At 65.4% G+C, this 20,053-nt stretch carries 22 protein-coding genes and 1 riboswitch; of the genes, 12 read left to right on the top strand and 10 right to left on the bottom strand.

The genetic code is table 11. The annotated features are described in order from the left end of the window. Nucleotides 1–4: 4 nt before the first annotated feature. The 8 genes from G513_RS0109280 (at nucleotide 5) to hemP (ending at nucleotide 4,851) form a co-directional block, all read left to right on the top strand. Nucleotides 5–256 (top strand): type II toxin-antitoxin system CcdA family antitoxin, encoded by a 252-nt coding sequence (locus tag G513_RS0109280; RefSeq protein ID WP_022976561.1) that lies wholly within the window; start codon nucleotides 5–7, stop codon nucleotides 254–256. Between the two features lie 6 nt (nucleotides 257–262). Next, nucleotides 263–574, top strand: a complete 312-nt coding sequence (locus G513_RS0109275) for a CcdB family protein (protein WP_022976560.1) — start codon at nucleotides 263–265, stop codon at nucleotides 572–574. Between the two features lie 4 nt (nucleotides 575–578). Then, nucleotides 579–1,313 carry an orotidine-5'-phosphate decarboxylase gene (gene pyrF, locus G513_RS0109270; RefSeq protein WP_022976559.1) on the top strand — a complete coding sequence of 245 codons (735 nt, stop codon included), beginning with the start codon at nucleotides 579–581 and terminating at the stop codon, nucleotides 1,311–1,313. Next, nucleotides 1,310–2,401, top strand: a complete 1,092-nt coding sequence (gene hemE / locus G513_RS0109265; RefSeq protein WP_022976558.1) for a uroporphyrinogen decarboxylase — start codon at nucleotides 1,310–1,312, stop codon at nucleotides 2,399–2,401. The genes pyrF and hemE overlap by 4 nt, the downstream gene beginning before the upstream one ends. Then, nucleotides 2,398–2,742: a hypothetical protein gene (locus G513_RS0109260; protein ID WP_156891508.1), complete on the top strand. Its 345-nt coding sequence runs from the start codon at nucleotides 2,398–2,400 to the stop codon at nucleotides 2,740–2,742. Before hemE ends, G513_RS0109260 begins: the two co-directional genes overlap by 4 nt. Nucleotides 2,743–2,788: 46 nt before the next feature. After that, nucleotides 2,789–3,733 (top strand): 1-acylglycerol-3-phosphate O-acyltransferase, YihG family, encoded by a 945-nt coding sequence (gene yihG, locus G513_RS0109255; RefSeq protein ID WP_022976556.1) that lies wholly within the window; start codon nucleotides 2,789–2,791, stop codon nucleotides 3,731–3,733. 4 nt (nucleotides 3,734–3,737) lie between these two features. Continuing rightward, nucleotides 3,738–3,932, top strand: a riboswitch (yybP-ykoY riboswitch). 22 nt (nucleotides 3,933–3,954) lie between these two features. Continuing rightward, nucleotides 3,955–4,524 carry a TMEM165/GDT1 family protein gene (locus tag G513_RS0109250; RefSeq protein WP_022976555.1) on the top strand — a complete coding sequence of 190 codons (570 nt, stop codon included), beginning with the start codon at nucleotides 3,955–3,957 and terminating at the stop codon, nucleotides 4,522–4,524. Between the two features lie 90 nt (nucleotides 4,525–4,614). Then, nucleotides 4,615–4,851 (top strand): hemin uptake protein HemP, encoded by a 237-nt coding sequence (gene hemP, locus G513_RS22290; RefSeq protein WP_022976554.1) that lies wholly within the window; start codon nucleotides 4,615–4,617, stop codon nucleotides 4,849–4,851. Between the two features lie 38 nt (nucleotides 4,852–4,889). Here the strand turns inward: hemP and G513_RS22285 are convergent, their stop codons facing one another. After that, the gene (locus G513_RS22285; RefSeq protein ID WP_022976553.1) at nucleotides 4,890–5,576 is read right to left on the bottom strand and encodes a type 1 glutamine amidotransferase; all 687 of its coding nucleotides are present in this window, start codon (nucleotides 5,574–5,576) and stop codon (nucleotides 4,890–4,892) included. Between the two features lie 196 nt (nucleotides 5,577–5,772). On the opposite strand from G513_RS22285, the gene G513_RS0109235 reads away from it, so the two are divergent. After that, nucleotides 5,773–6,669, top strand: a complete 897-nt coding sequence (locus G513_RS0109235; protein ID WP_028475337.1) for a hypothetical protein — start codon at nucleotides 5,773–5,775, stop codon at nucleotides 6,667–6,669. 1 nt (nucleotide 6,670) lies between these two features. Here the strand turns inward: G513_RS0109235 and G513_RS0109230 are convergent, their stop codons facing one another. Next, nucleotides 6,671–7,465: an undecaprenyl-diphosphate phosphatase gene (locus G513_RS0109230; protein ID WP_022976551.1), complete on the bottom strand. Its 795-nt coding sequence runs from the start codon at nucleotides 7,463–7,465 to the stop codon at nucleotides 6,671–6,673. Between the two features lie 102 nt (nucleotides 7,466–7,567). Here G513_RS0109230 and G513_RS0109225 point away from each other — a divergent pair, with 102 nt between their 5' ends. Continuing rightward, nucleotides 7,568–8,323, top strand: coding sequence for an SDR family oxidoreductase (locus tag G513_RS0109225; protein ID WP_022976550.1), 756 nt, complete (start codon nucleotides 7,568–7,570; stop codon nucleotides 8,321–8,323). Nucleotides 8,324–8,440: 117 nt separating this feature from the next. Here the strand turns inward: G513_RS0109225 and G513_RS0109220 are convergent, their stop codons facing one another. The 6 genes from G513_RS0109220 to G513_RS22280 all read right to left on the bottom strand — a co-directional run bounded on the left by G513_RS0109220 (nucleotide 8,441) and on the right by G513_RS22280 (nucleotide 14,255). Then, on the bottom strand, nucleotides 8,441–9,145 hold the full coding sequence (locus tag G513_RS0109220; protein WP_022976549.1) for an SPOR domain-containing protein: 705 nt from the start codon (nucleotides 9,143–9,145) through the stop codon (nucleotides 8,441–8,443). Then, nucleotides 9,145–10,824, bottom strand: coding sequence for an arginine--tRNA ligase (gene argS / locus G513_RS0109215; RefSeq protein ID WP_022976548.1), 1,680 nt, complete (start codon nucleotides 10,822–10,824; stop codon nucleotides 9,145–9,147). The genes G513_RS0109220 and argS overlap by 1 nt, the downstream gene beginning before the upstream one ends. A 64-nt stretch (nucleotides 10,825–10,888) precedes the next feature. Beyond that, entirely contained in the window at nucleotides 10,889–11,206 is a 318-nt protein-coding gene (locus G513_RS0109210; RefSeq protein WP_022976547.1) for a hypothetical protein, read from the bottom strand. Beyond that, nucleotides 11,206–12,009: an SDR family oxidoreductase gene (locus G513_RS0109205; protein WP_022976546.1), complete on the bottom strand. Its 804-nt coding sequence runs from the start codon at nucleotides 12,007–12,009 to the stop codon at nucleotides 11,206–11,208. Before G513_RS0109205 ends, G513_RS0109210 begins: the two co-directional genes overlap by 1 nt. 58 nt (nucleotides 12,010–12,067) lie before the next feature. Next, nucleotides 12,068–12,715: a TetR/AcrR family transcriptional regulator gene (locus G513_RS0109200; RefSeq protein WP_022976545.1), complete on the bottom strand. Its 648-nt coding sequence runs from the start codon at nucleotides 12,713–12,715 to the stop codon at nucleotides 12,068–12,070. Between the two features lie 25 nt (nucleotides 12,716–12,740). Further along, the gene (locus G513_RS22280; RefSeq protein ID WP_022976544.1) at nucleotides 12,741–14,255 is read right to left on the bottom strand and encodes a DUF3336 domain-containing protein; all 1,515 of its coding nucleotides are present in this window, start codon (nucleotides 14,253–14,255) and stop codon (nucleotides 12,741–12,743) included. A gap of 218 nt (nucleotides 14,256–14,473) precedes the next feature. Here G513_RS22280 and mprF point away from each other — a divergent pair, with 218 nt between their 5' ends. Together mprF and G513_RS22275 are read left to right on the top strand one after the other, a co-directional pair. Beyond that, nucleotides 14,474–17,053: a bifunctional lysylphosphatidylglycerol flippase/synthetase MprF gene (gene mprF / locus G513_RS0109190; RefSeq protein ID WP_022976543.1), complete on the top strand. Its 2,580-nt coding sequence runs from the start codon at nucleotides 14,474–14,476 to the stop codon at nucleotides 17,051–17,053. Further along, complete coding sequence (locus G513_RS22275; protein WP_022976542.1) at nucleotides 17,050–18,603, top strand: AcvB/VirJ family lysyl-phosphatidylglycerol hydrolase; 1,554 nt, start codon at nucleotides 17,050–17,052, stop codon at nucleotides 18,601–18,603. Before mprF ends, G513_RS22275 begins: the two co-directional genes overlap by 4 nt. Here G513_RS22275 and G513_RS0109180 read toward each other — a convergent pair. After that, complete coding sequence (locus G513_RS0109180; protein WP_022976541.1) at nucleotides 18,600–18,992, bottom strand: VOC family protein; 393 nt, start codon at nucleotides 18,990–18,992, stop codon at nucleotides 18,600–18,602. The genes G513_RS22275 and G513_RS0109180 overlap by 4 nt on opposite strands. Nucleotides 18,993–19,015: 23 nt before the next feature. Further along, a complete protein-coding gene (locus G513_RS0109175; RefSeq protein ID WP_022976540.1) occupies nucleotides 19,016–19,495 on the bottom strand; it encodes an OsmC family protein in 480 nt (159 codons plus the stop codon). Nucleotides 19,496–20,053 lie beyond the last annotated feature (558 nt).

Here is a 20,053-nt window from a genome sequence, read left to right as displayed (position 1 = left end):
TGTGATGCTCGCCAAGAACCCCACCGCCAAGCCGGAACGCCGTGCCGTGAACCTGTCGGTCAGCAGCAAGCTGATCGATGAAGCGCGCGCGCAGAAGCTGAATCTGTCGCGGGTGCTGGAGGAAGCGCTGGAAGCGAAGCTGCGCGAGCAGCGGGCGCTGCAGTGGCAGGAGGAGAACCGTGAGGCGATCGCGTTCCATAACGAACGGGTCGCGCGCGATGGCCTCTGGCATCGCGGCATGACGCGCTGGTACTGACGCCTCGTGGCCCAGTTCGACGTTCATGCAGTGCCTGCGGCCGATGCCGATTACGCGCCCTATCTGGTCGAGTTGCAGTCTGATCTGGTGTCCGGGCTCGACACGGCCCTCGTCGCCCCGTTGGTGCGCCGCGCCGATGCTGGCCCGATCGTCCATCACCTGAACCCGGTGATCCGCTTCGGAGACGACGAACTGGTCTTGCGCATCGGCGAACTGGTGTCGTTGCCGCGGACCGTGCTGGGCCGCAAGGTTGGCTCGATCAAATCCGATCGCGAAGCGCTGATGGCCGCGATCGACGTCATTTTTTTCGGAATCTGAAACTTTGAGCGAAACCCGCAGCAACATTGATCCCCGCGACCGCCTGATCGTCGCTCTCGATGTCCCCGAAGCCGCGGACGCCCGCGCGCTGGTCGAGCGCATCGGCGATGCCGCCACGTTCTACAAGATCGGCATGGAGCTGTGCATGGCGCCCGGCTTCTTCGAATTGCTGACCTGGCTGCGCAAGCAGGACAAGAAGGTGTTCGTCGATCTGAAGTTCTTCGACATTCCCGAAACCGTGGCTCGCGCGGTGGCTCGCTTGAGCGAGCAGGGCGCGCAGTTCTGCACCATCCACGGCAACCAGGCGATCATGCAGGCCGCCGCGAAGGCCAAGTCGAACGGCCTGAAGGTGCTGGCCGTGACCGCGCTGACCAGCCTCGATCGCGGCGATCTCGACGATCTCGGCTTTGCCTGCGATGTCGACGCGCTGGTGCTCTCCAGAGCCCGCCGCGCGCTCGCGGCCGGCTGCGACGGCGTGGTGTCGTCGGGCCTTGAAGTCGAGAAGCTGCGGCGCGAAGCTCCGCACGAACTGATCTGCGTGACGCCGGGCATCCGTCCGGTCGACAACGACGTAATTTCTGGCGGTAGCGGCGATCAGAAGCGGGTGATGACGCCGACTCGCGCGCTGAAAGCCGGCGCGGATTACCTCGTCGTCGGCCGTCCGATCCGTGATGCAGCAGACCCCCGCGCTGCGGCGCTGGCCATCCAATCCGAAATCCTCAGCGCGCTCGCACCATGACCAACCAGCCCGAACATCTGCAGAACGATCGCTTCCTCCGCGCGCTGAAGCGCCAGCCGGTCGACCGCACGCCGGTCTGGCTGATGCGCCAGGCTGGCCGTTACTTGCCCGAGTACCGCGCGTCGCGCGCCAAGGCCGGTGATTTCCTCAGCCTGTGCAAGAACCCGGATCTGGCCTGCGAAGTCACGCTGCAGCCGATCGATCGCTACGGCTTCGACGCCGCGATCCTGTTCTCGGACATCCTGACCATTCCGGACGCGATGGGCCTGGGCCTGTACTTCACCGAGGGCGAGGGTCCAGCCTTCAAGAAGACCGTGCGCACCGCTGCCGACATTGCCGCGTTGCCGATCCCGGATCCGGAAACCGAGCTGCGCTACGTGATGGATGGCGTCCGCGCCTGCAAGAAAGGCCTTGCTGGCCGCGTGCCGTTGATCGGTTTTGCGGGCAGCCCGTGGACGCTCGCCACTTATATGATCGAAGGCAGCGGCTCTAAGGATTTCCGCAATGCCAAGGCGATGCGCTATGGCGCGCCGCACTTGCTGAAAGCGCTGCTCGACAAGCTCACCGAAAGCGTAGCGCTGTATCTCGCTGCGCAGGCCGATGCGGGCGCCAACGCGCTGATGATCTTCGACACCTGGGGCGGCGTGCTCGATCGCGAAGGCTACAAGTTCTTCTCGCTGGCCTCGATGGCGAAGCTGGTCGATCGCCTGAAAGTGCTGGCGCCCGGCGTGCCGGTGATCCTGTTCTCCAAGGGCTGCGGTCAGTTCCTGCTGGAAATGTCGGCCACCGGCTGTGCCGGTCTGGGTGTCGACTGGACCACCAACATCGGCGATGCGCGGCACATGGTCGGCGGCAGCGTGGCGTTGCAGGGCAATCTCGATCCCACGGCCTTGTTCGCGCCGCCGGAAACGATCCGCGATCTGGTCGGCAAGATCCTCGACGACTACGGTCCGGCCAACGGCCACATCTTCAACCTCGGCCACGGCATCGTGCCGGGCACGCCGCCCGAAAACGTCGCGGCCCTCGTTGAAGCCGTGCGCGAACTGAGCCCGCAGTACCACGAGATCGCCGAAGCCGAAGCGCCTTGATCCGGAATGTGAGATCACCGCTGGCGTTGCTGGTGTGCGCAAGCTTCGCGGCGCATGGAAGCCCTGGGCTGTTGTGTCCCGGATTGAAAAGCGCCGTCGTACCCGACTACCAGGTCACGGAAGATCAATTGACCTACGCGGCTGCCGTCAAGGCGCTGGCCTTCATAGAACAGCACAAGGAAACGTCTGGCGTGACCTATCGATTCGGATTGGCTAACTCTGAAATCAGGTTGCGCGGATATCTTTTGCGCAGCTTTGCCGCTTCGTCTGACGATCAGGTCCGCAGAAAGTATCAAACGGAGTTCTGCCAATGGCTCAAGACTGCGGCGTGGCGAGATTGACTTTCGATCGGGTCGACATTGCGCGAAGCTTCGAGATCATCGCGATATGGGCCTGAAGCGCTGGCTACCGCCGCAGGCGATCGGCGTGCTGACCTTCGCCGGGATGTTCGTCGTGCTGATGTTCTGGGCCGGCCTGCTGATCCTGCCAGCGGCGATCGTCAAGCTGCTGGTGCCGCTGCCGGCGCTGACCCGCCAGCTCGATCGCTGGATCGCCTGGTGCGCCGGCTACGGCTGGGTGGGTGGCAATCAGCAGGTGTTCCAGCTGCTGCATGGTCGGCGCGAGAACCTGCAGGTCAATGGTGCGCTGGACCCATCGCGGAGCTGGATGATCGTCTGCAATCACCAGAGCTGGGCCGACATCCTGATCCTGTTCGACGTCATGTACGGGCGCACGCCGTTCCCGCGCTTCTTTCTGAAGCGTGAGCTGATCTGGATTCCGCTGGTCGGCTTCGTCTGCTGGGCGCTGGACATGCCGTTCATGAAGCGCAATTCGGCGGCGGCGATCGCGAAGAATCCCGATCTGCGCAATCAGGATCTGGAAACCACGCGCGGCTTCTGCGAGAAGTTCAAGCGCCGACCGATCGCCGTGGTCAATTTTGTCGAAGGCACGCGCTACACGCCGGAGAAAGCCCAGGCCAAGGGTTCGCCGTACCGGCATCTGCTGCGGCCGAAATCCGGCGGCTTCAGCTTCACCCTGAACGCGATGGGCGAGCAATTCGCCGGGCTGATCGACGTGACCATCGTCTACCTGCCCACCGGCAACACCCGCAGCAAGCTGTGGAGCTGGCTGTGCGGCGAGCAGAACGCGGCCTATGTGCAGGTCGACGTGAAGCCGCTGCCGGCCGAACTGCTCGGTGGCAACTATCAGGATGACGAAGCCTTCCGCGAGCGTTTTCAGGCTTGGGTCAACGACCTGTGGACGGACAAGGACGCGGTCATCGACAGGACCTTGGTCAAGGACTGGGTTCCGCTCGTGGCGTCATCCGGGTAGACTTCGCAGGCTCATTGGGGAGTAGTCACCCGGCGCGCTGACCGATGTACTGGCAGGCGTTGATCGGGGGATGCGTCAACACAATCGATCGCAAGATCGTGGCGCATCCAGATCGGGAAGCCTTTCCCGCATCAGGCGAGACCTTTGACGCGCAGCCACTCCCGGGTCGGGCATGGTCGCGTGTCAATCGTCCACGATCGCCCGGCCCCGAGAGTTCCTAAATGTTTGAAGCCTTCGGTATTTCCACGCTGGTCGTCGCCGTCGGCGAGATCGGCGACAAGACCCAGCTGCTCGCGCTGCTGCTCGCCTGCCGGTTCCGCAAGCCGGTGCCTATCCTTCTCGGCATCCTCGCTGCGACCATCGCCAACCACGGCGTCGCCGGTTTCTTCGGCGCCTGGATACGCGGCCAGTTCACGCCGGACACCTTGCGCTGGCTGGTCGGCGTCACCTTCCTCGCGATTGCCGCCTGGGCGCTGGTGCCGGACAAGCTCGAAGACGAAGCGCCGAAACCGGTCGGTCGCTACGGCGTGTTCCTGCTGACCTTCGTCGCGTTCTTCCTGGCCGAGATCGGCGACAAGACCCAGCTGGCGACCGTGGCACTGGCGGCGCGTTTCGACTCCTTGCTGGCCGTGGTCTGCGGCACGACGCTCGGCATGATGATCGCCGACGCGCCGGCCGTGCTGCTTGCCGAAAGGCTGACCCAGAAGCTGTCGTTCAAGCTGATCCGCTTCATCGCGGCTGGCCTGTTCGCAGCGCTCGGCATCGCGGCGTTGCTGAGCGCGGCTTTCTGAGAAATATGCCCATTTATTTGTTTGGGTCGAAATAGGGCTTGCCGAATTGCGATTACAGAATGATAATCGTTCTCAACAAGGAGACGAACGATGATCGAACCTGTCCTGTCTGCACCCCGCTCGATGTCCGCCGCCAGCCGGCAGCCCATGGAAGTCCAGGCGAAAGTCTCGATGCCCGCAAGCGCCGTGTCTGGCGAAGCAGGGGTCGAAACCGAACTCCACAGCGACCGCCTGTTCGGGCGTACGCGGCGGCTGGTGATCGTCCATCACGGCGAACGCTACTGCCTGCAGGTCACCCGCGCCGGGAAGCTGCTGCTGACCAAGTGACGCTTGGCCTGCGCCGGCATTGAATGCCGGCGCAGGCCCTAGGCCAGAAAGCGGTCGAGGATTGCGTCGGTCCAACGTGTGTTCGCTGTGAACGCGGCTTGGTTGGCGAGAATCTCGTCCGCCGTCTGCACATAGCGGGATGGCGTCACCGATTCGTGCCGAAACCATTCGACGGCGTCGTTCAGCCGGACTTCCGGATGGAACTGCAGGCCGAGCACGCGGCAGCCGCCCCAGGCGAACGCCTGCTGTGCGCAGGCCGCGCTTTCGATCAGCCGTGTCGCGCCGGCCGGCAGCGCGTAAGTGTCGCCATGCCAATGGAAGCTGGTGAATTCCGCCGGCAGGTCGACCAGCAGCGGATGCGCGCGTCCTTCCGCAGTCAGCTGCAGCGGAAACCAGCCGATTTCGAGCTCCGCATTGCGGGTCACCGGGCCACCCAGCACATCGGCGATCAACTGCGCGCCCAGGCAGATGCCCAGCACCCGCCGGCCTTGCTCAATCGCGGCGCGGATCAGCGCCTTTTCGGTGCGCAGCCAGGGATAAAGCGCGTGCTGATCGATATTCATCGGCCCGCCCATGACGATCAGCACGTCGAAAGCCGCCAGTTCGGGCAGGGTTTCGCCACGCTGCAAGCGAGTGCCGCTGACCGTGTGGCCGCGCGCCGTCAGCCAGGCTTCCATGCTGCCCAGCCCTTCGAAATCAGCATGTTGTAGCCAGTGAACGCGCATCGTTGCAGTCTCCAGGATCAGGTTATCGCCGGCACGATGGCCCGGCAGCCGAAGTTGGCAAGCCTATTGCTAATTCTGTTCCGTCTCTTCTCGACTTCGCCCGGCTCCGGCCGGGCTTTTTGTTGGTGACGACTTCGCAAGAGCTTCATCCCGCGGCCGCTATGATGCCGTTCACCCGCTGCCACCTGTGTTGCCGATGACTGTTTCTGCGTTGCCGAGGCTGGTGCTCGGTCTGAGCTTGATGCTGAATTCCTGCGTGCTGCTGTCGCAGCCGGACGCGCCGCGGGTCGCCAGCCCGGCGCTCGATGAACTCAGCGGCCTCGCGGTTTCCCATGCCGATCCCGACCTGCTCTGGGGCCACAACGACAGCGGCGCTGGCCCGGACCTGTACCGCATCGGCATCCACGGCGAAGATCTCGGCAGCGTCCACATCGCCGGTGTTCAGGCGATCGACTGGGAAGACATCGCCGCGTTCGACTGGCAGGGAAAGCCGGCGCTGCTCATCGCCGACACCGGCGACAACCAGGAAAAGCGCAAGTCGGTGACCTTGTACGCGGTCAGCGATCCGGGCCGCGTCGGCAAGGCGAAGCTGCTCTGGCAGCTCGATTTCCGCTATGACAACGGCCCGCGCGACTGCGAAGCGGTGGCCGTCGATCCCACCGATGGCAGCATCATCCTGCTCAGCAAGCGTGGCCAGCCGAAGTATCTGTATCGCCTGCCGCTGCCGAAGCGCAAACCGCCGGTTGGCATCGCTGTCGCCGAGCGGCTCGGCGAGGTACACAGCATTCCAGGGCCGACGATGACCGATCTGGTCAGCTATCCAGGCCGCAGCATCTTCTTCGGCCAGCCGACGGCGCTGGATATTTCTCGCGACGGCGGCACCGCAATCGTCGTCACCTACAAGGACACGCTGCGCTGGCGGCGTCGTGCGCAACAGAGCTGGCTGGAAACCTTCGCCACCGCGCCCGAAGTGCTCGACGCCCCGATGCTGTACCAGGCCGAGGCCGGCGCGATCGCCGCCGATGGCCGCTCGGTGTTCATCTCCGGCGAGGGCAGCCACTCGCCGCTGCTGAACGTATTGCTGCCCCCGTGAGCTAGCGAACTGCCAGCCAGCCGAGCAGGCCCAGACCGAGCGCGATGCGATACCAGGCGAACACCGTGAAGCGGTGGGTCTGGATGTAGCGGAGCAGCCAGGTCACGGCGATGAAGGCGACCACGGCTGAAACCACGAAGCCGACGATCACCGCCGTCCAGTCCTCGTGACCTTCGCCGCCGTGCTTGAACTCGCCGTACAGCTCGTAGGCGCTGGCCGCGTACATGGTCGGGATGCCGACCAGGAACGCGAACTCGGTGGCCGCGGCGCGGCTGGCGCCGCCGACCAGCATCGCCGCGAAGATCGTCGCTGCCGAACGCGAGGTGCCGGGAAACACGCCGGCGACGACTTGCGCCACGCCGACGACGATCGCCACCGTCCACAGGATCTGGTTCTGTGACGGCCGTCGTCCGGCCTGCCATTCGGCTGCCAGCATCCAGACGCCGCCGATCAGCAGCGCCCAGGCAATCGGTCCGATCTCGTCCGGCAGCGAAAAGCCGAGCTTCTTGACCATCAGCCCCAGCACCGCGGTGATCAGGAACGCGACCGCCAGCTTGCCGATGTAGGCGCGGTTGTCGGCATCGCCGAGCCCGGTGGCCAGCTGCCAAAGGCGCCGCCAGTAGATCACCGTGACGGCGAGAATCGCGCCCGCCTGGATGACGATGTTGAACAGATCCGAACGATGACCGAGGCCGAATTGTTCGGCGAGTAGCAGATGGCCGGTCGAGGAAATCGGCAGGAATTCGGTGATGCCTTCGATGATGCCGAGCAGGATGACTTGCAGCAGATCGTTCACGGGGGCGCGGAGGGCAGTTGAAAGAGTTGGGCGGCAGTGATGGTCGATAATGCAGGGCCGGCGAGCAGCCGGTCTGCGGCGCCACAGGATACGGGACGAAGCATGCAAAACGCTGACAAGGAAGCGCTGGCAGGCGTGGCGCTGGTCACCGGCGGCGCGCGCCGTCTTGGCGCGGCAATCGTCGAGCGCGTGCACGCGGCCGGCATGAACGTGGTCATCCATTGCCGCAGTTCACGCGCCGAAGCGGCCGTTCTGGCCGGCGCGCTGAACGCACAACGGGCGGATAGCGCGGCCGTTCTGGCCGCCGATCTCGCCGACGATGCCGCCGTGGCCCAGCTCGCGGTCGATGCCCATGCCCGCTGGGGCCGGCTCGACGCGCTGGTCAACAATGCTTCGGGCTATCGGCGTACGCCGATCGGTGCGATCACGCCGGCGCTGTTCGACGAGTTGATCAGCTCGAACTTCAAGGCGCCGCTGTTGTTGATCCAGGCCTGCCTGCCGCTGTTCGGCGAGCACGCGGCGGTGGTCAACATCCTCGATACGCTGGCTCGGCATGCCCGGCCTGGCTTCGCGCCGTACAACGCGGCGAAAGCGGCGCTGTGGTCATTGACCGAAACGCTGGCCGTCGAACTGGCGCCACGTGTCCGGGTCAACGGGGTCGCGCCCGGCCACATCCTGTGGGCGGAATCGACCGTGCTGAGCGCTGCGCAGAAGGCCGAAGAGCTGGCGCAGATTCCGGCCGGCCGGCTGGGTCAGCCTGCGGAAATCGCCCGCGCCGTCGCCTTTCTCCTGGGGCCGGAAGCGAGCTATCTGAACGGCGTGATCCTGCCGGTCGATGGCGGGCTGCGGCTGGGGTAGAGCGCTCCAAAAAAATCCGTCATGCCCGCGAAGGCGGGCATCCAGTTTTAGCCGTAGCGTGCCGCATCAGAACTGGATTCCCGCCTGCGCGGGAATGGCAGCAGAGAAAGGGGCGCTTCAGTCCTTGATCTTGACCAGAAAGCCCTTGATGTTGCTGCCTTCGAGCTTGGCCAGCACGGCCTGAGCCGCAGCCAGATCGGGCTGTGGGCCGACGCGCACCCGGAATCGGGTGTCGCGCTCGTCGAGCGTCACCTGTTCGATGCGCGATTCGTAGCCGATCAGCGCCAGGCTGGCCCGTTGCTTGTCGGCTTCCTCGCGTGACTTGTAGGCGCCGACCTGCACCAGATAAGCGCCCGGCGCATCGAGCGCCTTCTTGACCTCGGCCGGTGGCACCGGCGCCGGCTTGCTGCTGTTGGCCGGCGGCGGCCGCGAGTACTCGCGCGGGATCGTCACTTCGATCTTCGGCAACTCGTTGTAGAAGGTGTAGCGCGGCGGCACCTTGTCCGGAACCGGCAGATCTTCCTTGCGCGGCTCGCCGGGTTTCGCGGCGGCGGTATCGGTCTTCTTCGTGTCCTTGCTCGGCACAGCGGCAGACGTTGCGGCTGAACCGATCGCGGTCTGGTGCGAAGGACGATCGATGTACGCGAACGCGGCCACCACCAGGCCGATCGCCAGACCGATGATCAGCCAGACCCAGCCCGGCATCTGCGGCGCACCGTTGCCGCCGCGCGGCGAAGGCGGTGGCGGCCGGCGGCTGGCCGGACCGCCGCGATGCTGGCGGTTGTCGTTCGGGTTGCGTGGCTTGGCGTAGTCCTTGGCCATTACATCTTCTCCGGGGCGCTGACGCCGAGCAGTGCCAGACCGTTCTTCAGCACCTGCTGAGTCGCCAGCGCCAGTGCCAGACGGGCATTGCGCAAGCTCGCGTCATCGATCAGAAACGGCACCGCGTGGTAGTAGCCGTGGAACGCGGCGGCGAGATCGCGCAGGTATTGGGCGATGACATGCGGCTCCAGATTCTGTGCCGAGGCCTGCACCGTTTCCGGGAAGCGGCCAAGCAGCGCGACCAGCGCCACGGCATCCGCTTCGACCAGCTGATCAAGTGCTGCGTAACCGGCCGCCTGGTCATAGCTCAGGCCGCGCTCGCCCAGCTGACGGAACACCGCGGAGACGCGGGCATGCGCGTACTGGATGTAATAGACCGGGTTGTCGTTGGTCTGCGCGCGAGCCAGATCGATGTCGAAGATCAGCTGCGAATCGCTCTTGCGGGCGACCAGGAAATAGCGCGTCGCGTCGCAGCCGGCTTCGTCGATCAGATGACGCAGGGTCACATAGGAACCGGCGCGCTTCGACAGCTTCACTTCCTCAGCCCCGCGCATCACGGTGACCATCTGGTGCAGCACGTATTCCGGCCAGCCTTTCGGAATACCGATGTCCATCGCCTGCAGCCCGGCACGCACGCGGGCGATGGTGCCGTGATGATCGGCACCCTGTTCGTTGATCACCCGCACGAAGCCGCGCTGCCACTTGCTGACGTGATAGGCGACGTCCGGCACGAAGTAGGTGTAGCCGCCTTCGCGCTTGCGCATCACGCGGTCCTTGTCGTCTCCGAAGTCCGTCGTGCGCAGCCACAGCGCATCGTCCTGCTCGTAGGTGTGGCCGCTGGCCTGGAGTGCTGCGACGGTGCTGTCAACCTTGCCCTCGGTGTACAGCGAGGACTCCAGGTAATAGACGTCGAATTTCACGCCGAAGGCGCGCAGATCGAGATCCTGCTCGCGGCGCAGATAGGCGACGGCAAACGCGCGGATCGCATCGAGATCGTCGGCATCGGCCTTCGCGGTCACCGCGCGGTCGTCGGCGGTGACGGTGTCGCCGGCCAGATACGAGGCCGCGACATCGGCGATGTACTCGCCGCGATAACCATCTTCCGGCCAGTCGGCATCGCCCGGCTTGATGCCGCGCGCGCGCGCCTGCACCGACACGCCGAGGTTGGCGATCTGGTTGCCGGCGTCGTTGTAATAGAACTCCTTCGACACCTGCCAGCCGGCGGCACCGAGCACCCGCGCCATGCAATCGCCGACTGCAGCGCCACGGCCGTGGCCGACGTGCAGCGGGCCGGTGGGATTGGCCGATACGAATTCGACCATCGCCTTGCCCTTCGATCCCGAACGATCGATGCCGAAGCCTTCGCCGGCTTTCAGGATGTCGACCACCACCCGCTGCAGCGCGCCGGCGGCGAGGAAGAAATTGATGAAGCCGGGACCGGCGATCTCGACCTTGGCGACGATGCCGCCTTGAGGCAGCGCCGCAACGATCGCTTCAGCGACCGCGCGCGGCGGCTTGCCGAGCGGCTTGGCCAGGGTCAGCGCCAGATTGGTCGCGAAGTCACCGTTCTTCTTGTCCTTCGCCGGCTCGACGAGGATATCGGCCGGCGTGGCGACGGCGGAGCCATCGAGCACGGTGACGAGTGCGGCGCGCAGCAGGTCCTGCAGTTGGGATTTCATCGGGACGCGTTCAAACCGGCGCGGCGGCCGGACATTCAGGGTTGCGGAGGCGGATTGTAAGACCTCAGGCCGGGTCGGCTTCGTGAATCCACGGCCGGCCGCGCGAGTTCGCGCGCCAGCCTTCTTCCAGCGCGGCCTCGATGCAGCCCTGCAGGCGCTTGGCGAACTGCACTTCGGATTTCGGCTTGCCGTGGCCGAACTCGACGAACGGGAACTCGACCAGCAGCTCGCGGCGCTTGCCGGGATCGGTCGACACGGTCACCGACAGGCCACCGCAGCCGCCACCGCCGCCCTTCACCGGCCCGCCGATCCAGTGGCGCACCTGCCAGTGGTATTCGTCCTCGCCGATGACGATGACGCCGGAATCCTTGAATGCGCCCATCAGTTTGCTCCCGCACCAGAAATGGGCTGGCGTTTGATCACCAGTGGCCCGATCGCCTGGCATTCCGGCATCAACTGCAGCAGGTTGATGTTGACCCGCGCCGGACGCGAAGCGACCCAGTACACGGCGTCGGCAATATCCTCGGCAGTCAGTGGCTCGGTGCCGGCGTACATGGCATTGGCCTTGGCCTGGTCGCCGTGGAAGCGGGTGGTCGAAAACTCGGTGCCGCCGCAGAGGCCCGGCTCGATGTCGGTGGCGCGAACGCCGGTGCCGACCAGATCGGCGCGCAGGTTCAGGGTGAACTGACGGACGAAGGCCTTGGTCGCGCCATAGGTGTTGCCGCCCGGATACGGCCATTCGCCGGCCGTCGAACCCAGGTTGATCACATGGCCGCGGCCGCGGGCGACCATGCCCGGCAGGATGGTGCGGGTCATCGTCATCAGGCCCTTGATGTTGGTATCGACCATCCGCTCCCAGTCGTCGAGGCTGGCCTGATGCGCCGGCTCCAGGCCCAGGGCCAGGCCGGCGTTGTTGACCAGCACGTCGATCGCCGCCCAGTCCGGCGGCAGGCTGGCGGCCATGGCTTCGATCGCCTGGCGATCGGTGACATCGAGCGTCACCGGCAGCAGCGCGGCGCCGAGTTCGGTGCGCAGTGCGGCCAGCTTGTCGATGCGCCGCGCGGCGGCGATCACGCGATGACCTTCGGCAATGAAACGGCGGGCGATCGCGGCGCCAAAACCGGCGCTGGCGCCGGTGACGAGAACAGTGAGGGGCGTCATCGTGTTGCGGGAGGATTCGGACATGGCGCGGATTGTCGGGGCTTGAGGCCGCTGACGCCAGCCGACAAGGCTACCCGTGGCGTCAGCGCTCGAAGCTTGCAGGAAGGCCGGCGTCGCGGGGTGCGATGCCATGGCTGATGAAATCCATCACCGCATCGACCAGCGCCGGGCCCGGCCGCTCGCCCCGCCAGAGACACCAGCGCATGCCGATGAAATGGCCGATGCCCATGATCGACCAGGCGCGGGCCACCGGATCGCCCGGGCTCAGTTCGCCGCGCGTGCCGGCGTCCGCGAGGTCGGCGGCATAGCCTGTTGCCAGGCGCTCGTAGTAGTTGCGGAACACCGTTTCGTCGACGAACTGCGATTCCTGGACGATGCGATACAGGCCCGGATGCGCCTGCGCGAACTCGAAAAAGGCTTCCAGGCCGCGCCGCTCGGCGACCATACGGTTCTCTGCGCCTTCGATCGCCATCGCCATGTGCTTGCGCAGCCGGCGGCCGATGTCCTTGACCAGGCTCAGGAAGATTTCTTCCTTGGAATGGAAGTACAGGTAGAAGGTGCCCTGGCCGACATCGGCGCGACCGGTGATCGAGCTGACCGACGCGGTATGAAAGCCGTTGCCGCCGATTTCCACTTCCGCTGCCGTCAGCAGTTTCTGCCGCGTGGCTTCGCCGCGCGCCGTCACCGGGATCAGTTCTCGCTGCGTGTTCACCAGGTCCAGAGTCCTCATGCGTGTTGATGCGGCGGGCGCTGGCTCAAGCGCCGTTGTCGGTGCGGCGGCCATCGACCGCCGCCAGCTTCAGGCGCTCGCCGCGGCTGCGGGTGCGCGGGCCATCGGTGACGGCGCGGCGCAGGCCGTGATCCTTGAGCCAGAACAGGCAGTCCTCGAACGAGCGCGAGATGCGCGTCTGCAGGCGGATGCGTTCCAGCTTCGGCCAGGTGGCGCGCTCGCCATCGCGGATGAAGTTGGCGATCGCGGCAGGTGAGGGGTTCGAGAACATCCGCATCAGCTGGGTCGGCGACTGGCGCGGATAGACGCTGATGTCGCCGCTGTAGCGTTGCTGCAGGACATCGTTGAGCATGTCGACGATGCGCCCGGGCACTGCGCCGCCCACGTAGCTGCGCGTCAGCTTGAGCAGATCGCGGCTGGCGGTGGTCGCCACGTGCTGGACCACGTCGGTGATCGTGCGCCGGCCCGGGTGGGCTTCGCGCATGAACGGCACCACGTGCGGATTGGTCTGGCTGACGATGTAGTGGTTGACGTTGTGCAGGCGCGCCAGCCGGAGCATCGGCAGATCGTTGGCGATCGAGCCATCGACCCAGCGCTTGGAACGCATGTACGGATGCGTGACGCCTTCGAAATCGAGCGAATCGAGCATCACCGGCGGGAACACGCCGGGTACCGCACAGGAAGCCAGCACCGAGGAGTGCACGGTGACGTTCGGCGCGGTGAGGTAGTTCAGCAGGCGGGCGGACTGATGCGCCTCCGCCGGCGACACGGTGACGCCGAGAATGCGCCGGGTGCGCTCGAAAGCCTGGATGAAGCTGGTCGGCGCGATGTTGCGTTCGAGGCAGGCGCGCAGGCGGGCAGGGTCCATCAGCGCGTTGCCGCTCAGAACCTGGCGCAGGCTGACGGTCTGGAACGCCTGCAGGTTCAGCGACTCTGGATCGAAGATCGCCGGCAGCTCCTCATCGGTGCGAGTGCCGACCATGCTGGCGATGATCGCGCCGGCCGAGGAGCCGGAGATCACCCGCGGCAGCACGTCGTGCTCGAACATGGCCTTGATCACGCCGAGGTGGAACATGCCCAGGGTGGCGCCACCGGACAGCAGCAGCGCGGAGCGGCCGAAGCTGGTGCCGGTGCGCTTGAAGAACAGGATCTTCTCGTCGTTGGAGAAATCCGGGAAATCGCCGACGCAGATGTAATCCAGGCAGCGCGCCGATTCCTCGATGTATTCCTCGACCAGCTTCTTGGTGCCGACACGGGCGTAGGAGTACAGCACCGGATCGGCGACGTTTCCGAGGTTGCCGTGCAGGCCCTCGGCGAGCTGGAACACCAGTTGCCGCACTTCGCCCGACTTGCGCAGCTCGCGCAGCGTGTTCAGGCGTTCCTTGATCAGCAGGTAGTCGTAGTCATCGCTCATCTCGTCCTGTTTCCAGGCATCGGCGCCTTCCAGACGATCGAGCTCGGTCGCGATCTCCTGCCATTCGGCGTAGTTCGCGGCCTGGTCGAGATCCTTCTGGCGACTGGCGATCAGCTTCTTTGACATGAACGGATGTAAGCGTTACGAGGGCCCGAGTATGCCATCTTGCAGTGCAGCATTTGCCTGTCGGCGAACCGCCGCCGAACCTTCGCCGAGTAGCGGTGGTCAGTGTGCCCAGGCCTGCTGCGTCGCTTTGCCTACGCCTTTCGCGTGGAGAGCGAGTCGCACAGTACAATCCGCCGCCTTGGGGTCTGTCGACATTAGACCTTAGCGATTCGAGTGCCATGTCGCCCCGCTTTGCCGCCCTGTTTTCCGATCGCCGCCGCGTTCTTGTTGCCGGCCTGACTCTGGCCGTGCTCGCCCTGGCTGTGTGGGCGCTGCAAAAGAATCTGGCGGCGCTGAATCCCGGCGAAATCCTCGTTCACCTGAAGTCGCTGCCGCGCGAGCGGATCGCCGAAGCGCTGCTGTTCTGTGGCCTCAGCTACGCGGTGCTGACGCTTTACGACTGGCTGGCCCTGCGCGGCGTCGATCATCCGCTGCCCTGGCGGCAGGTGGCGCCGACTTCGCTGATCGCCTTCGGCATCGGCCACAGCGTCGGCTTCCAGGCGGTATCCGGCGGCTCGATCCGCTTCCGCGACTACACGGCCGCCGGCGTGCCGGGCCTGAAGGTGGCTGGTGTCGTCGCGCTGGTGTCGGTCGCCTTCGCGCTCGGCGTGGCGACGCTGCTCGGTTTGTCCCTGCTCACTTCCCCGGACGATGCCGGCCGGGTGCTGCATCTGGAGCCGTCCGGCATCCGCGAACTGGGCACCGGGCTGCTGACGATCGTCGCCGCCTACGTGCTGCTCAACGCCATCCGCCGCCGGCCGCTGACCTGGCGCGGCCGCGAGTTTCGCCTGCCGGGCCTGCCGCTGACCCTGGGCCAGATCGTCGTCGCCAGCACCGATCTCTGCTTCGCCGCCGCCACCCTGTATGTCCTGCTGCCGGATACGGTGACGCTCGGCTATCCGGCCTTCGTCGGTGTCTTCGTGCTGGCCATCTACGCCGGCACCATCAGCAATGTGCCGGGCGGCCTCGGTGTGTTCGAAACGGTGCTGATCCTGCTGCTGCCCGCCGCACCGCCGGAAGGCGTGCTCGGCGCGGTGCTGCTCTATCGCGTCGTCTATTACCTGCTGCCGTTCGTGCTGGCGCTGTTCTTCCTCGGCCTGCGCCTGCTCGCCACCCAGAACGAACGCTTCCGCCGTTACGGCAGCCGGCTTCAGGACAGCGTCGAAACCCTGGCCCCGCCGGTACTGGCCACCACCGTGTTCCTTGCCGGCGCGGTGCTGCTGATCTCTGGCGCCACGCCGGCAATCGACAGCCGCCTGGCGGGCTTGTCCGAGATGATTCCGCTCGGCCTGCTGGAGTTCTCGCACCTGGCCGGCAGCGCCATTGGCGTCGGCCTGCTGATCCTGGCGCGCGGCCTTTATCGCCGCCTTGACGGCGCCTGGTGGCTGACCCTGGTGCTGCTCGCCGTCGGCGCCGTGGTGTCGATGCTGAAAGGTTTGGACTACGAAGAAGCGATCCTGCTGTCGGTGATTCTCGTGGTGCTGCTGCTGTCGCGCGAGCGCTTCTATCGCCGCGCCTCGCTGCTTGAAGTGCGCGATTCGCAGCGCTGGCTGATGGCGACAGTGGCGGTGGTGGCGGTCGCGGTCTGGGTGTCGATGCTGTCCTCGCGCGGCACCGATTACAGCCGCGAAGTCTGGTGGCGCTTCGCCTTCGACGATCAGAGCCCGCGCCTGATGCGTGCCGGCCTGCTGACCGTGCTGCTGTTCGCCGGCTACATGCTCTGGCGGCTGCTGAGCCCGGCCCGCCGCGAACCGGACCCGCCGGACGCCGCGGCCCTGGATCGTGCAGCCAACATCATCGCCACCCACGGCGGCAACACCATCGCCAACCTGGCGTTGCTCGGCGACAAGCAGCTGCTGTTCGGACCGGATGGCGACGCCTTCATCATGTATCAGCGCTCCGGCCGCAGCCTGATCGCGCTCGGCGATCCGGTGGGTAATCCGGCCAAGGTCGAAGCATTGACCTGGGCGTTCCGCGAACTGGCTGATCGCAGCAGTTGCTGGCCGGTGTTCTATCAGGTGTCGCCCGATCAGCTGCCGCTGTATCTCGATCTGGGCCTGTCGCTGGCCAAGCTCGGCGAAGAAGCGCGGGTGCCGTTGACCACCTTCTCGCTGGTCGGCTCCAAGCGCCAGAGCCTGCGCAACGAACATCGCCGCGCCCAGCGCGACGGCGCCACCTTCGCGGTGCTGGCGCCGGCCGAAGTCGAGGCCAGGCTCGACGAACTGCGGCGGATTTCGGACGACTGGCTGACCGGCAAATCGGTGGCCGAAAAAGGTTTCTCGGTCGGCCGTTTCGATCCCGAATACCTGAGTCGCTTCCACTGCGCCTGCGTGCTCCGGGACGGCCAGATCGTCGCCTTCGCCAACCTCTGGCTCGGTGCCGGGCGCGAAGAGATGTCGATCGATCTGATGCGCTACGGCCCGGCGGCGCCGAAGGGCGTCATGGATTACCTGTTCATCGAGCTGATGCTCTGGGGCAACACCGAAGGCTATCGCTGGTTCAACCTCGGCATGGCCCCGCTGGCCGGCCTGGAAAACCATCCGCTGGCGCCGTTCTGGCACAAGCTCGGCCGCATCGTTCATCGCTATGGCGAGCCGTTCTACAACTTCAACGGCCTGCGACGTTACAAGGAAAAGTTTCAACCCGAGTGGCGCCCGCGCTACCTCGCTTCACCGGGCGGCCTGGTGCTGCCCCGCGTACTCGTCGATACCGCTGCGCTGATCGCCGGCGGCATCAAGGAAGTCATCTGGAAGTCATGAAGCCACTGATCCCCCCACAGATCCTCGCACTGATCCTCGCGGCGGCATTCGGCGCGATCGTCTCCGTTCCGGCATCGGCTGCTGCCCCCAAGGCACCGAAAGCCGCTGCTGCAGTCCCGGCTCCGGCCGTGGTGCCGGCGGCCGCTGTGCCGAGCGGCCCGGAAACCCTGAGCCACGGCATTTTCAAGGATGTGGTGATCCATCGCCCGGAAGGCACGCCGAAGTCCTTCGTGCTGTTCCTGTCCGGCGATGGCGGCTGGGTCACCCGTGATCGCGGCGGCCCGGCGGCGATGGTTCAGGCGCTGGTCGCCGATGGCGCGATGGTCGTGGCGATCAGTACGCCGCAGCTGATCAGCGCGCTGGAAGCCGATGGCGGCGAATGTGCCTACACGGTTGGCGATTTCGAGAACCTCAGCCACTTCGTTCAGGCCTGGGCGCGTCTGCCGACTTATCTGCAGCCGATCCTCGCCGGCCATGGCGCGGGCGCCACGCTTGCCTATGGCGTGCTCGCACAGGCCGAGAAAGGCTCGTTCGCCGGCGCGGTCACCACCGGCTTCTGCCCGGACCTGAACCTGAAGAAGCCGTTCTGCGCCGGCAACGGCGCGCGCATGGCCCCACGCAGCGCCGACGGCGGCATCGAATTCCTGCCGAGCCCCAAGCTGACCGCGCCGTGGCTGACCCTGCACGGCGAAATCGATCAGGTCTGCGATCTCGACAGCGTCAGCAAGTTCGTCGCCGGCAGCGATCAGGGCGAACTGGTGTCGTTGCCGAAAGTCGGCCACGGCTTCACGGCGCCGGAGAACTGGATCGCCGCCTACCGCAAGGGCATCAACCAGCTGGAAACCGCGCAGGGTCGCAGCAGCGTGCCACTGCCGCCGAGCGATCTGGGCGAACTGCCGGTGATCGAAGTTGACGCCGATGTCCCGGCGGCTGGCACCACCCCGAACACCGACACTTTCGCGATCCTGGTCTCCGGTGACGGCGGCTGGGCCGGCATCGACAAGGAAGTGGCGGACTTCATCTCCGATGCCGGCATGCCGGTGATCGGCCTCGATTCGCTGCGCTACTTCTGGAGCGAACGCACGCCGGAAGCCTTCGCTGCCGATCTCGACAGGATCATCCGTTATTACCGCCACTCGCTGAACCGGCCGAAGGTGCTGCTGATCGGCTACTCGCAGGGGGCGGACGTGCTGCCGTTCGCGCTGAATCGCATGACCGCGACCAGCCGCAGCGAAATCTCGCTGGTGGTACTGCTCGGCCTCGCCGAACATGCCCAGTTCGAATTCCACTTGAGCAGCTGGGTCGGCAGCGTCGACGACGGCAAGCCGACACGCCCGGAAGTGGCCCGTCTGCAGGCCTCATCGGCGAACCCGCCGATACTCTGTGCCTACGGCGAGGAAGACGAAGATTCGATCTGCGCCACGCTCGGTGGCCCGAAGATGTCGATCCTCAAACTGCCGGGCGGCCATCACTTCGATGGCGAATACGAAAAGCTCGCCGGCAAGCTGCTGGCGGCGTTGGCCGCGGGGAAAGGCGCGAGCGGGCGCTAGGCGTCGTCAGCCAGCGCACTGATCATGACGTAGTACCCGTCAGGATCACGCACGGTGAATTCCTCGGTGCCGGTGTTCGGATTCACCTGAGGCTCGTCTTCCAGCGCTGAAACCAGCGCCCGCGCGCGCGGCAGGGCCGCAGCGAAATCGTCGACGCGGAAGAACAGCAGCAGGCCGTTGCCGGGCTGTGCGCGATCCGGGCTGGTCAAGGATGGATGCTCGTGCGCGCCCCATTGATGCAGGCACAGCAGGACCGTCCCATCGGTATCGAGGATCTGCCCGAAGTAGTCATGGGCAGGCTGCGTGACCGGCAGCCCGAGCAAGCTCTGATACCAGGCGTAGCTGCGCGCCACGTCGGCAACGCCGATGATGGTCCAGGTGCGTTTCATGGTCTGCTCCCGAGCGTGAACGTCTAGCCGATGGTGTCGCCGTAAACCGGCTCGCAGCGGATTTCGGTCTTGACCGAGTTCGCGATGAAGCACTCCTCGTGCGCTTCATGATGCATCTGATCGATGTCGTCCCGGCTGGGACGTTGGTCGCCCGAGAAGTGAACCTCGGGCTTCAGCGTGACGACCGTCATCGCGAGCTTGCCGAGAGCATCCCTGGCCATGATGCCAACGGCCTTGTCCTGGTAGTGATCGACGATGAACGTGCGCTTCACCGCGATCGCGAGAAACCAGAGCATGTGGCAACTCGAGAGCGAGGAGACGAATGCCTCCTCCGGATCAACGGCCTCGGGGTCGGAGCAAGGCACGGGAACCACATGCGGCGACGAGGACCCGGGAACATCGAGGCCGGCATCGAAGCGCAGGATGTGGCGCCGGCTGTACCGGCTGTCCAGAAACTTCTGGTCGCCACGAGACCAGATTGTTTCAACTGTGTAGTGAGCCATTTGCGTCCTCCAACATTCGGTTCATCGGTTGGGTCCAGCGCAACGCCGCGTCAGCAGGATCGTAGGGCGGGAAAGCCGTAAGGGCGCTCCCGCCGTGACGTCGATGTGAGGCTCAGCGTTTCGATTCCGATTCCGCGCGAACGTCACAGAAGGCGACATGCGCCTCGCGGCTTTCCCGCCCTAGTCGGTCCGATCGGTTGAGCGAAGAACTTGGCATCGCTACCGACTTCGGTAGCGGAGGTGGATTTTGGAAGGGAATGTGAGTTGGCCAGATTGGACTTGCTCCCATACCCGGCCTAACAGCAGGTTCGGCCAAAGACTACAGACGAGATGAATGTGTGGGCCATGCATCCAGTGATTTGAATGCTGAGTTTTATCGCGATTGTCGAAGTAGAACAGGTACCAATGCTTGTGGTCGGGCGTGTAGAAAAGGTGTGCGGCTAGTGCCCGTTGCTCGCGAAACAGGCTGAATACTTTTCTCCCGAATTTGCCAGCGGCCTTTGTCTTGTACTGTCCAACACCATTTTTTTCTAACGCTTCTCTCTCTTCCTTTCTCGG

This window comes from Nevskia ramosa DSM 11499 (genome assembly GCF_000420645.1).
In the GTDB taxonomy this organism is placed as follows: Bacteria; Pseudomonadota; Gammaproteobacteria; order Nevskiales; family Nevskiaceae; genus Nevskia; species Nevskia ramosa.
This window is presented reverse-complemented; position numbering and strand designations above follow the sequence as displayed.

Coding starts and splice junctions, on each gene's coding strand:
- G513_RS0109280 (WP_022976561.1), top strand. CDS start 5: ATGCTCGCCAAGAACCCCACCGCCAAGCCGGAACGCCGTGCCGTGAAC.
- hemE (WP_022976558.1), top strand. CDS start 1,310: ATGACCAACCAGCCCGAACATCTGCAGAACGATCGCTTCCTCCGCGCG.
- yihG (WP_022976556.1), top strand. CDS start 2,789: ATGGGCCTGAAGCGCTGGCTACCGCCGCAGGCGATCGGCGTGCTGACC.
- G513_RS0109250 (WP_022976555.1), top strand. CDS start 3,955: ATGTTTGAAGCCTTCGGTATTTCCACGCTGGTCGTCGCCGTCGGCGAG.
- hemP (WP_022976554.1), top strand. CDS start 4,615: ATGATCGAACCTGTCCTGTCTGCACCCCGCTCGATGTCCGCCGCCAGC.
- G513_RS22285 (WP_022976553.1), bottom strand. CDS start 5,576: ATGCGCGTTCACTGGCTACAACATGCTGATTTCGAAGGGCTGGGCAGC.
- G513_RS0109235 (WP_028475337.1), top strand. CDS start 5,773: ATGACTGTTTCTGCGTTGCCGAGGCTGGTGCTCGGTCTGAGCTTGATG.
- G513_RS0109225 (WP_022976550.1), top strand. CDS start 7,568: ATGCAAAACGCTGACAAGGAAGCGCTGGCAGGCGTGGCGCTGGTCACC.
- G513_RS0109220 (WP_022976549.1), bottom strand. CDS start 9,145: ATGGCCAAGGACTACGCCAAGCCACGCAACCCGAACGACAACCGCCAG.
- argS (WP_022976548.1), bottom strand. CDS start 10,824: ATGAAATCCCAACTGCAGGACCTGCTGCGCGCCGCACTCGTCACCGTG.
- G513_RS0109210 (WP_022976547.1), bottom strand. CDS start 11,206: ATGGGCGCATTCAAGGATTCCGGCGTCATCGTCATCGGCGAGGACGAA.
- G513_RS0109205 (WP_022976546.1), bottom strand. CDS start 12,009: ATGTCCGAATCCTCCCGCAACACGATGACGCCCCTCACTGTTCTCGTC.
- G513_RS0109200 (WP_022976545.1), bottom strand. CDS start 12,715: ATGAGGACTCTGGACCTGGTGAACACGCAGCGAGAACTGATCCCGGTG.
- G513_RS22280 (WP_022976544.1), bottom strand. CDS start 14,255: ATGTCAAAGAAGCTGATCGCCAGTCGCCAGAAGGATCTCGACCAGGCC.
- mprF (WP_022976543.1), top strand. CDS start 14,474: ATGTCGCCCCGCTTTGCCGCCCTGTTTTCCGATCGCCGCCGCGTTCTT.
- G513_RS22275 (WP_022976542.1), top strand. CDS start 17,050: ATGAAGCCACTGATCCCCCCACAGATCCTCGCACTGATCCTCGCGGCG.
- G513_RS0109180 (WP_022976541.1), bottom strand. CDS start 18,992: ATGAAACGCACCTGGACCATCATCGGCGTTGCCGACGTGGCGCGCAGC.
- G513_RS0109175 (WP_022976540.1), bottom strand. CDS start 19,495: ATGGCTCACTACACAGTTGAAACAATCTGGTCTCGTGGCGACCAGAAG.